The organism is Asaccharospora irregularis DSM 2635 (genome assembly GCF_900129815.1).
GTDB classification, from domain to species: domain Bacteria; phylum Bacillota; class Clostridia; order Peptostreptococcales; family Peptostreptococcaceae; genus Asaccharospora; species Asaccharospora irregularis.
The window spans coordinates 17425-28798 of sequence record NZ_FQWX01000028.1 but is presented as its reverse complement, the minus strand read 5'-3'; the positions used below and the strand labels follow the sequence as shown (position 1 = coordinate 28798).

Genomic DNA, 11374 nt, shown 5'->3' with positions numbered 1-11374 from the left:
TTTCATTTACGCAACCGCATTTAGAGCATGCTTTTGGAACATATGTAAGCACTGCGTTTAATACCTTAAACTCAATACCTCTTATTTTTTCAATTCCATCTCCTGTAAATACTAAATTTTTATCGCTAATTCCTAGAATATTTGATATAATATCATTTGAGCACATGTCAAACCTCCTCGTTTATTTTGTTGTCGTGACTTAATTATACAACGAGTTTGACATGTGTTCTTTATTTTTTTAAAAAATAATAGCGCTGATAGTAATTAGTCCATTTTTGTCTAACGACAATTATGGATTTTTTATTACCATCAACGCTAAATATTATACAGCCGAAAAACTATGATTTCTGCATATAAATACACTTTAAATTATATTTCATTTTAAAAATTTTCTTAGAAAAGCCCTGTGGCTTTCTGCATAACTAAACTTACAGCTATTATACCTATCCAACAAAATGTCCCTAATAATATAGGTTTACCACCTGTTTTAATAAGTTTAACAATATCTGTATTCAAACCTATAGCTCCCATAGCCATTACTATAAAAAACTTACTTACTACCTTCATCAAGGTAAAGAAATTTGGTATACCAGCTGCCAAAGCTCCTGAAATAGTTCCATTTGATATCATCATCTCGCATATTGTAGTAATTATTGAACATCCAACAAAGTACAATATAAAAGATGGAATCATCTTTCCTATCTTGTATAAACTGAAAGATTCTTCCTTGTCTTCACTCTTTGAAAAATGAAGTGACAAAAAGAAAGTTATCGGTATTATAGCAAGAGTTCTTGTAAGTTTAACAACTGTTGCTGAATCTAATACCATTGTTCCAGTTTGATGGATACTGTCCCATGATGAAGCTGCTGCAGTAACTGATGAAGTATCATTAACTGCTGTACCAGCAAAAATTGCAAACCCTTGATTTGTCAAACCTATTAAGTCTCCTATTGTAGGAAATATAAGAGCCGCAATAATATTAAAGAAAAATATTACTGATATTGCCTGAGCAATTTCATCACTATCTGCGTCAATTACCGGAGCCGTAGCAGCTATTGCTGAGCCACCACATATTGAGGATCCGACACCGACCAAAATTGATATCTTCTTTGGAATATTTAATTTCTTGCTTACAAAGTAAGAAATTATCAGCGAAGTCGCTATTGTACATACAATTATAGGCAAAGATTCTTTTCCGACCTTGACTATCATCTGAAGATTAAGTCCAAATCCAAGAAGAATAACAGCATACTGTAATACTTTTTTTGAAACAAATGCTATTCCTGGTTCAAATACCTCTTTTCTGTCTTTCATTACAAGCCCGACAATTATACCTATTATTATTGAGAACACGGGTCCACCAATAATAGGCATCATTTTACCTAGATACCATGCCGGAATTGATATAAGAAAACAGAGCAAAATTCCCTTATACTTTTCCTTAGTCATATAAGTTTCCTCCTATTAAAATATAATACTAATCTATTTTACATTTACTTATAAAAAATTTCAACTCATTTATTTCACAAAAGAGGGTATTTCTATATTTTTTATTAATTATAAGTTTATTTTTTTAGTATTTCACCTTTAAAAATATATTTTTTAACATTATAAGTTTTTACTTCTCATAATTTTTTATATTTTAGCTATATTAATTAAGTTTTTTAAAAAATAAAGGTTTTCCCATTTTTTGTATCGTTAAGTTATAATTTTAGCAAAGTTTAGTTACTATTAGTTATTATTTTATATATTTTTTACAATTTTTATTATTTTACTTCTTCTGTCTTTTTGAAAGCAGATTTTAACATAATCAAACCAGTAATTGTAACAACTATTACAACTAGTATCTTTAATTTTTCTATGTCTAGTCCAGAGAAGAATTTATATGCAACTACAACACCAACTAAACCAGATAGTGCTATTAAAATTGAGTTCTTCTTTGCATATGTATCTTCCTTTATAAACTTAGCTGATGCAACTGGCATTAATAGTGCACAAGATCCCATCATTATTGGGAATGCTGCTGATGGGTCCATTCCGATTGAAAAAGCAAGAGACATCATCAAAGGCATTGTCGATAAGATTAAGGGGTTCTTTTCGGGACTTAAGATTAGCCTTCCGCATATAAAGTTGCCACACTTTAGCATCAAAGGTAGCTTTTCACTTGCACCACCATCTGTACCGCATTTGTCAATTGACTGGTATAAGAAGGCGATGGATAAACCGATGCTTTTAAATGGAGCGACCATTTTTGGACAAAGAGGAAATACACTTCTTGGTGGTGGTGAGGCGGGACCTGAAGTCATTATGGGACTGGATACCTTGCAGAGCATGGCCGAAGGATCTAATCAGAACTTGGCAGGACAGATGACCATGATGATGAATCTTATGATGGAGTACTTTCCACAATTTGCATCGGCATCTGTCACACTTGATTCCGGTACGATGGTTGGTGCGATGGCACCACAGATAAATACAGCACTTGGAAAAATTGCAAATCAAAAAGGAAAGGGGTGGTAAGGATGTATCATGGTTTGATCATCGATGGAAAAAATACATTTGATGAATTCGGGCTCATACCTACATCAAGGCCTGTAATAAATCCGCCGGAGCCACGCCTTTCCTATGTGGAAGTTCCGGGACGAAGCGGAAATATTGATATTTCTGAAGTTCTAACCGGAAGTATTGCGTATGAAAATAGAACGGGAAGTTTTGAGTTTTTAGTTTCTGATAAGAAATATTGGACAGATACTTACTCAAAGCTTCTTTCTTTTTTACAGGGTATCCGTGCACAGGTCATCTTAGAAGATGAGCCGGAATTCTACTATGAGGGAAGATTATACCTGAGTGAATGGAAATCAAGTAAAAATCATTCCAACATCGTTATTGAATATGACCTTGCACCATTTAAGTATGAGGTCACAAGCAGTAATGCTGGATATCAGAAAATAGAAAAGTTATTAACAGGCGGTTCACAGACAGTGTCTGTAGATACAAATGAGAAAATTTTAGAAGGAACGGTGACTTGTGCAGGATTAACATCTTCTGGACTAAAGGCTACTTTTGGCAATATGTCGATGACACTTGTGGAAGGAATAAACATCCTTCCGAATGTCTATGCAGGACAGTCACTTCGGATTAGTGGATATGGAACTATCGACTGGAACTATCGAAAGGGGAGATTATAAATGTATCAAGTAAAAATCGATGATGAATATTTGTATCTCCCCGGAGATCAGGCTTTTGCTGTAACATCACCAACCCTTAATTTGGAACTCGGCGGCAGTGGTAGTTTTACTTGTATCGTACCAAGGAGTAATCCAAAGTACGACAAGATTGGCAATCGAAGCAGTATGGTGAGTGTGTTTCGTGATGGAATAGAAATCTTTTATGGTGAAGTCAGAAACCAGGAAAAGGACTTCATGGGAAATAAGAAAATCGGCTGTGTTGGCGTTTTAGGATACCTTGCTGACAGCATCCAACCACAGAAGGAGTACCATGATCAAACGCCAAGACAGATACTTTCTGCTTTTATTACAGAACACAATAATCAGGTAGAAGATAGAAAGAAATTTACAGTAGGAAGAGTTACAGTAACGGATGCCAATGACTCACTTTATCGTTATTCCAATTTTGAAACTTCGCTCGGCTGCATAAAGGATAAGCTGGTAGACCGCCTTGGAGGATATCTCGTTGTAAGACATGAAGGCAATAAGCTCTATCTTGATTGGCTAAATATTGAAGATATCGGTGTGACAAGTACGCAGCCGATTTTATTTGGATTAAATCTTCTTGATTACACAGAGAATTTATCTTCAGATGATATTGCAACAGCCCTTATTCCACTTGGAGCAGAGATTGAAAACGAAGATGGAAATCAGGAAGTCTTAAAGCAGTATGTAAATATCAAGGACGTCAATAACGGTAAGAACTATATCGTATCTGATGAAGTATATAAGCAGTTTGGATGGGTATGTGCAGTAGAACACTGGAATGATGTGCATGTTCCTGCAAATCTTATGATAAAGGGAAGAGCATGGCTAACGGACAATCAGTTCGAACAAGTAGTCCTTAAACTGACAGCAATGGATCTATCTCTTTTGAACAGCAATTATGAAGTTTTCTCTCTTGGAGATAAGATTCGTTGCATTGCAGAGCCATATGGAATGAATAGGCTATTTCCTGTTTTGAAGTTATCCATCCCTCTTGATAATCCGTCAAGTGCAAAGATTGAACTTGGAGAGACAAAAGCGAAGGGTTACATTGAGCAGATTTCAAAGTCATATCAGGAACTTGCAGAAGAGACAGAAACCAATCGAAAGATTACCAATGCAAGGATAAAGGATGCTGTTGATAATCTGACCGAGCAGATGCATGCGGGTACGGGCGGCTATAAGCTGACCGAGTATGACGAGCAGGGAAGATGGATCCGTGACCTTTACATGGATACGATGGATAAGGATACGGCTACAAAAGTCCTGCAGGTCAATCTGAATGGTATCGGTGGAAGTAAGAACGGATATGCCGGTCCCTATAATGTGGGTATGACGCTTGACGGTCAGATTTTAGGTGAACGTATTGTTGCAAACTCTATCACATCCGAAAAGCTTGCTGTATCCTATACATCCCAGGTCGAGCAGAATATCACAAATGCAGCGGCCGGAGCAGTAAGTACGGCAAATGCAAATACGGAAAAGAAGCTGGAGAACTACTACACGATCAAGGAAGTGGACACAAAGCTTACTGTGACCGATGGAAAGATAGAAGCAAGCATTTCTTCTACACAGTCTACACTTCGAGATGAAATTGCTACAGCAAAATCAGCCGCAATCAGTTCCGCAAATACGGCTATGGATAACAAGCTGAAAAGCTACTACACGGCAAGTCAGATTGATACGAAGTTGTCTGTTACAGATGGTAAGATTGAAGCAAGTGTGGAATCTATCAATCAGAACCTATTGCAGAAGAATGGAAATTACTACGGTGCGTATACGCCAACCACAAGTAATGCTCCAGCAAATACCTGGAACACAAATGCGCTAAAACAGCTGCATGACGGAGATTTCTTCTTTGATACATCTACTGGATATGCTTATCACTATGCAGTGCAGCAGGATGTATTAAAGGTCACTTTTTCAAGTAACAGCAGAACGGAAGGTGCAAATTATGATTATGTAAGGTTTTACTATGAACTGAATGGCAAGACATACTGCAGTCAGAACTTTGGTGGAACAACGATTGCAAATGCTGTTGTGTACATCCCAGTTAGTACCTTTTGGGTTTACTGGAGAACAGATGGTTCGCAGCATGACTATTATGGATTTCGAATCAAGTCCGTTGAGAAAGTAAAAGGAACAATCCCAAGTGATAACATAGCAAGCCTTCCAACCGATGCAGGAGGTGCTGTGGATATCAGTGGAACAAACTATCCGGAATCAGAGCATTCGCCATATACGGATAATGTGAGAAAACTTTGGAAGTATGCAAGTGGTCAGACACTTAGTACATCCATTTCTTCGTCATGGATCAGAGTAAAGGATTCAGATATCGATGGAGCAGTAGATAGTGTAAATTCTGCACTCCAAGATAAAAGCGGTAATTTCTACGGAACTTACGTGCCGAACACAAGCAACGAGCCTGCGAAGAACTGGAATACCAATTCCAAGAAAGAGCAGCATATCGGAGATATGTTTTATAACACCGCAACAGGTTATGCGTATCGATATGCTGTCACGATGCAGTGCTTGAAGGTTACCTTCTCATCCGATTCAAAGACAGAGAGTGCAAATTATGACTGGGTGCAGATTTTCTATGAACTAGATGGTAAGACCTATGCACTTCCTAAACTTGGCGGATCGGATATCAAGGATGCAGTTGTTTATGTTCCTGCGATAAATTTCCATGTATACTGGAGAAGCGATAACTCAAACAGCAATTATTACGGATTTGCCATTACGAAGGTTGAGAAGGTGTCAACTTATCAGGAAGTGAAGGGAACAGTCACAGCATTCCCAACTGATGGGGGAGAAGTTATTGAAGTCAGTGGAACAAACTATCCGGAATCCGACCATATGCCTTATGGAGATAATGTTCGTAAACTTTGGAAGTACACATCGTCTGAAACACTATCTACTTCAAGAAGTGGCAACTGGTTTCGAGTGCAGGACCAGGATATTGCTGTTGCTAAGACTAAGGCAGAAGAAGCAATCTCTCGTGTTACTGTTGCAGAAGGAAACATCACCACAATGGTTAAGAAGGGTGATTTTGGAACCTATATGCAACAGAACTATAACAGTTTCCTTCTTGGATTCAATGCTGCAAGTAAGTATGTGCAAATCAAAGCTGGAGAGATTGGTCTTTATAACGGAACGGTAAGTAACACCGGAAAACGAGCCGTGATGAATGAGAGTGGATTCCATTTTTATAGGGACAACTACTATGTCGGTAAGATAGGTACAAATGAATACAGTGGGAATAAAGCACATAAAGGTCTGGTCTTTGACCTAGACGTCCAAGGTAAATATATGGCCTTTTCTCAGAAGGCATCATCGAGTGCAACGAGTTATACCACCATGCTTTGTTTCTCAAGAGCAAGCAGCATCTATTCAGAATATGGCTTACACCTTGGAGCCAATCTCTACTGTCATGGTTTCAAACTCATAGGTCCTCAATGGGATGGTGGCTCTGGTACAACGGCAACCATAAATTATGTGCAGGTATTAAGCGTTGATTCGTCCGGTAAGGTTACGAAATGGGGACCAAACGGAAGGATGGTCTTTAAGAATGGGATTCTAATGGATCTTACCTACTATTCACAATAAGGAGGAGGCCATGGCAAAAGAACTAAAACTCTTCACTCCGGAAGAGCCGGTAATAGAAAACAATGGAACACTTGAAACGAATGTTGAGGAGCTTAAAAGCAGTAACACAGATGAACAAAATACCAAATTACTGGAGCAGATCAATCACAAACTTGACCTGCTCCTTTCTATTGAAGGAGGAGAATCATAATGGAAAAGCCAACGATGAATTATGCAGTGGCATATCAGAGATTTCGAAGTAGTTTAAATGGCACGATTATCAATCTGCAAAAGGAATACCCACTTCCTTCTTACATGATTGAGGGGATTGTGGCGAGTATTTTATCGGATATTCGTTCGGCAACGATTGCGGAGTCTATCGCAGAGGAGCAGAGTTTTGCCGATGAGAACAAAAAGTACTACGAAGATAGGATTGAGGAAGTAAGTGACGAGCTGCTTACTTATAAGGCAGAAAAAGAAAAAATAGATGACGAGAGCTGATACATTTTGCATCAGCTTTTTTCATAGAAATGGAGGATTTATCAATGAAGGAATTTTGGAATATGATCCAGCTTGCATTTGCTGGTATCGGAGGATGGCTTGGCTACTTCTTAGGCGGATGTGATGGTCTTATCTTGGCACTGATTGCGTTCGTAGTCATCGACTACATTACAGGAGTCATGTGTGCCATTGCAGATAAGAAGTTATCCAGTTCAGTTGGTTTCAAAGGTATCTGCAGAAAGGTACTGATTTTCTTGCTTGTGGGCATTGCAAACATTCTCGATGTCCAGGTAATTGGTACGGGAAGCGTTCTTAGGACTGCAATTATCTTTTTCTATATTTCTAATGAAGGTATATCACTTCTAGAAAATGCAGGATATTTAGGGCTTCCTATTCCAGAAAAGATTAAAACAGTCTTAGAGCAGCTCCATGACAGAGCAGAAAGGGAGGAAAAATAATATGACTTATACAAATTCAAAATTAGTATCTTACACAAAACTCAGTCCAAATCATTCAGGACATAGAACACATTCCATCGACAGAATCACACCCCACTGCGTGGTGGGACAGTGTTCTGTAGAAACTTTAGGAAATATCTTTGCATCGACTTCCAGACAAGCAAGCTGCAATTATGGCATCGGCTCCGATGGAAGAGTCGGAATGTATGTGGAAGAAAAGAATCGTTCTTGGTGTTCTTCATCTAATGCGAATGATCAGAGAGCCGTCACGATTGAATGTGCATCCGATACTAAACATCCATATATTATGAACAGCACCGTGTACGCAACTCTTATTAAACTTTGCGTAGATATCTGTAAACGTAATGGAAAAAAGAAACTTATCTGGCTTGGGGATAAAAATAAGACTCTGAATTACTCACCAAAATCTGATGAGATGGTACTTACAGTTCACAGATGGTTTGCCAATAAGTCCTGTCCGGGAGATTGGCTTTACTCAAGACTTGGTGATCTTGCATCAAAGGTCACTGCACAGCTTGGTGGTTCTTCTTCTGGCGGAACAACTGCAAGTGGATTATATAGAGTCAGAAAATCTTGGAATGATGCAAAATCACAGAAAGGTGCATTCAAGTCCCTTGATAATGCAAAGAGATGTGCTGCATCAAATCCAGGATACTTTGTCTTTGATGAAAGCGGAAGAATCGTAGGCTCTACTACCTCAAGTACCAAAACGGTAGATGAGCTTGCAAGAGAAGTCATCAATGGTAAATGGGGCAACGGAACAGAACGTAAGAACAGACTTACAAATGCTGGCTATGATTACTATGCTGTACAGAAAAGAGTAAATGAAATCTTATCTTAAAACGGAATAACTAACAAGGCTTTGACCTGCTTGCATTCTTTTTTGAATGTTGGCAGGTCTTTTTTTATTTTTACGTCCTTTTGACAGTTCGTTCAAGGCTACTAGATAGGAAGAGCAATTGAAAGAACGAAAGAAAAAAAGATTTTTTGAAAAACGTCCTTTTCCCTATCTTCCCAAGGCTAATAGCTAGAGGGTAACAAAAAACTCTTGGAAATGGAGGTGTTAACGATGAAACACAATCTGCACATCAGTGTTTCTGACAAGCCACAGAGAAACGGTATGGTTTCCTGCAAAAGCATCACCTTAAGAGAACGATTTCTGCGAATGCTGTTTGGCAAAAAGCAGAAGATCACAATTCTTGTGCCGGGTGACTGCATCCAGGAACTTGCCATAACAAAGATTATGGAAGGAGGTAGACCATGAGCAAAGTAACCGTAGTACTTGACGCACTTATTGATGTTATTTCAAATGTTCGTGCTTTGGCTGACAGCTTGCAGGTATTTGCAGATGCATTGACAGAGATTAAAGCAATCGATGTTCAAGCAGTTGAAGTAAAAGAAGAACCTGTAGCACAGATTCCTGAAAAGGTAGAAAAACCTAAGAAGGAAAAAGCCAAGGTATACACATTAGAAGATGTCAGAGGAGTTCTAGCCGAAAAGAGCCAGAACGGACTTACTGCAGAAGTAAAGGGATTGATTGCTAAATACGGTGGCAGCAAGTTATCCGATATCGATCCTAAGAATTATGCAGATATCATCAAAGAGGCGGAGGTGCTTGGAGATGAGTAAACACGCATTCCTTTTACCTTCGAGTTCTCACAGATGGCTCAACTGTACACCTAGTGCAAGCCTTGAGTCAGAGTTCGAGAACAAAACAAGCCAGGCAGCAGAAGAAGGAACAGCTGCTCATGCTCAATGTGAACACAAGCTTAAGAAGGCACTCCGCATGAGAAGTAAAAGACCTGTATCATCCTATGACAGTGATGAAATGCAGGAACACACAGATGCATATGTGGACTTCGTCTTGGAACAGCTTGATATTGCAAAACAGAATTGCAAGGATCCATTGGTGCTGATAGAGCAACACGTAGACTTTTCTGATTATGTGCCGGACGGCTATGGCACAGCAGACTGTGTGATTGTATCTGATGACAGATTACATATCATCGATTTCAAATATGGAATGGGAGTTCTTGTTGATGCAACAGACAATCCACAGATGAAATGCTATGCACTTGGTGCGCTTGCTATCTATGACAGCTTATATGACATCAAGGAAGTATCAATGTCCATCTTCCAGCCACGCAGGGAGAATGTGAGTACCTGGACAATCACAGTTGATGAACTCAAGACCTGGGCAGAAGAAGTTTTAAAGCCAAAGGCTGAAATGGCCATGAATGGCGAGGGCGAATACTGTCCTGGTGAATGGTGTACCTTCTGCAGGGCAGCAGTCAGATGCAGAGCAAGAGCAGAAGAAAAACTGAAACTTGCACAGGAAGAATTCAAACTTCCGCCACTTCTTACGGATGAGGAAATCGAAGAAATCTTATCGGTAATTCCTGATCTTACAAAGTGGGCAAATGAAATTATGGCTTATGCCACTGAATCTGCAGTAAACCACGGCAAAGAGTGGAACGGATTCAAGGTTGTTGAAGGTCGCTCGGTTCGTAAATATAAGGACGAATCAGCAGTGGCAGAGGCAGCCAAGGAAGCAGGCTATAAGGACATTTACCGTCAGTCACTTATTACTCTTACAGAGATGCAGAAACTGATGGGTAAAGCAAACTTTGAGGAAATATTGGGTGACCTCATTATCAAACCACCCGGAAAGCCAACTCTTGTACCAGACTCGGACAAGAGACAAGCAATCAATGTTACAAACGCTAAAAACGAATTTAAAATGGAGGATTAATGATTATGGCTAATGTAAACAGAACTAAAGTTATTACAGGTAAAAACACAAGACTTTCTTATTTCCACGGATGGGAGCCAGTATCAATCAATGGAGGTCCTGAAAGATACAGTGTATCTGTTCTTATTCCAAAGGATGATAAGGAAACAGTAAAGGCAATCAATGATGCGATTGATGCAGCTATTGAGGAAGGCATCGCAAAGTTCGGTGGCAAAAAGCCTAACAAGGCAGCAATCAAGCTTCCTCTTCGTGACGGTGACACAGAGCGTGAGGACGAGGCTTATGCCGGACATTGGTTCATCAATGCCAACAGTAAGACAGCACCACAGATTGTTGATAAGTCCGTAAAGCCTATCCTTGACCGTGATGAAGTGTACAGTGGCTGCTATGCAAGAGTTTCTCTTAACTTCTATGCGTTCAACTCTAATGGTAATAAGGGCATTGCCTGTGGTCTTGGCAACATTCAGAAGATCAGAGATGGTGAGTCACTTGGAGGAAGAACATCAGCAGTAGATGACTTCACAATTGAAGAGGATGACGATTTCTTATCTTAATCTGACCTGACCTTATTATTTCCTGTGGACGGTGTGAAATACCACCGTCCCATTATAAACGATATTACGAATATACGAGGTAAACGATATGAACGAATTATATGAATTAGCAAAGCAGGTTGACGTACTTATCATTTTCTGCTTTTTAATGGGTGCTGCAATCTACGGTATTGTAAGTACAATCATGGATGGTATCTGGCTTGTGCGTGACAGCATCAAGAAACACAGAGCCAAGAAAAGTGAAAAGAAAGAATCAACTGAAGAATAAGCATATGGGCGGTGGAGGTT

13 protein-coding genes are annotated in these 11374 nt (G+C 39.2%); 11 read left to right on the top strand and 2 right to left on the bottom strand.

Features of this window, described 5'->3' with window-relative positions:
- Nucleotides 1-393 precede the first annotated feature (393 nt).
- Complete coding sequence (locus BUB34_RS09930) at nt 394-1449, bottom strand: YeiH family protein (RefSeq protein WP_073126915.1); 1056 nt, start codon at nt 1447-1449, stop codon at nt 394-396.
- A gap of 317 nt (nt 1450-1766) precedes the next feature.
- Nucleotides 1767-2306, bottom strand: a complete 540-nt coding sequence (locus tag BUB34_RS09925) for a hypothetical protein (RefSeq protein ID WP_143153368.1) — start codon at nt 2304-2306, stop codon at nt 1767-1769.
- 16 nt (nt 2307-2322) lie between these two features.
- On the opposite strand from BUB34_RS09925, the gene BUB34_RS13110 reads away from it, so the two are divergent.
- From BUB34_RS13110 to BUB34_RS09865, 11 genes are all read left to right on the top strand, one after another.
- On the top strand, nt 2323-2520 hold the full coding sequence (locus tag BUB34_RS13110; protein WP_159430061.1) for a hypothetical protein: 198 nt from the start codon (nt 2323-2325) through the stop codon (nt 2518-2520).
- 2 nt (nt 2521-2522) lie between these two features.
- Nucleotides 2523-3188 carry a hypothetical protein gene (locus BUB34_RS09915; protein WP_073126910.1) on the top strand — a complete coding sequence of 222 codons (666 nt, stop codon included), beginning with the start codon at nt 2523-2525 and terminating at the stop codon, nt 3186-3188.
- Nucleotides 3189-6821, top strand: coding sequence for a phage tail protein (locus tag BUB34_RS09910; RefSeq protein ID WP_073126908.1), 3633 nt, complete (start codon nt 3189-3191; stop codon nt 6819-6821).
- A 10-nt stretch (nt 6822-6831) separates the two neighbouring features.
- Nucleotides 6832-7011: a hypothetical protein gene (locus tag BUB34_RS09905; protein WP_073126906.1), complete on the top strand. Its 180-nt coding sequence runs from the start codon at nt 6832-6834 to the stop codon at nt 7009-7011.
- Nucleotides 7011-7301, top strand: coding sequence for a toxin (locus BUB34_RS09900; RefSeq protein ID WP_073126905.1), 291 nt, complete (start codon nt 7011-7013; stop codon nt 7299-7301). The genes BUB34_RS09905 and BUB34_RS09900 overlap by 1 nt, the downstream gene beginning before the upstream one ends.
- Nucleotides 7302-7345: 44 nt before the next feature.
- Nucleotides 7346-7759 (top strand): phage holin family protein, encoded by a 414-nt coding sequence (locus tag BUB34_RS09895; RefSeq protein WP_073126903.1) that lies wholly within the window; start codon nt 7346-7348, stop codon nt 7757-7759.
- 1 nt (nt 7760) lies between these two features.
- Nucleotides 7761-8621 carry an N-acetylmuramoyl-L-alanine amidase gene (locus tag BUB34_RS09890; RefSeq protein WP_073126901.1) on the top strand — a complete coding sequence of 287 codons (861 nt, stop codon included), beginning with the start codon at nt 7761-7763 and terminating at the stop codon, nt 8619-8621.
- Nucleotides 8622-9040: 419 nt separating this feature from the next.
- Nucleotides 9041-9409, top strand: a complete 369-nt coding sequence (locus tag BUB34_RS09880) for a hypothetical protein (RefSeq protein WP_073126897.1) — start codon at nt 9041-9043, stop codon at nt 9407-9409.
- Nucleotides 9402-10532 carry a DUF2800 domain-containing protein gene (locus BUB34_RS09875; protein WP_073126895.1) on the top strand — a complete coding sequence of 377 codons (1131 nt, stop codon included), beginning with the start codon at nt 9402-9404 and terminating at the stop codon, nt 10530-10532. Before BUB34_RS09880 ends, BUB34_RS09875 begins: the two co-directional genes overlap by 8 nt.
- Before the next feature lie 5 nt (nt 10533-10537).
- Complete coding sequence (locus tag BUB34_RS09870) at nt 10538-11086, top strand: DUF2815 family protein (protein ID WP_073126919.1); 549 nt, start codon at nt 10538-10540, stop codon at nt 11084-11086.
- A gap of 88 nt (nt 11087-11174) precedes the next feature.
- Nucleotides 11175-11354 (top strand): hypothetical protein, encoded by a 180-nt coding sequence (locus BUB34_RS09865; protein WP_073126893.1) that lies wholly within the window; start codon nt 11175-11177, stop codon nt 11352-11354.
- Nucleotides 11355-11374 lie beyond the last annotated feature (20 nt).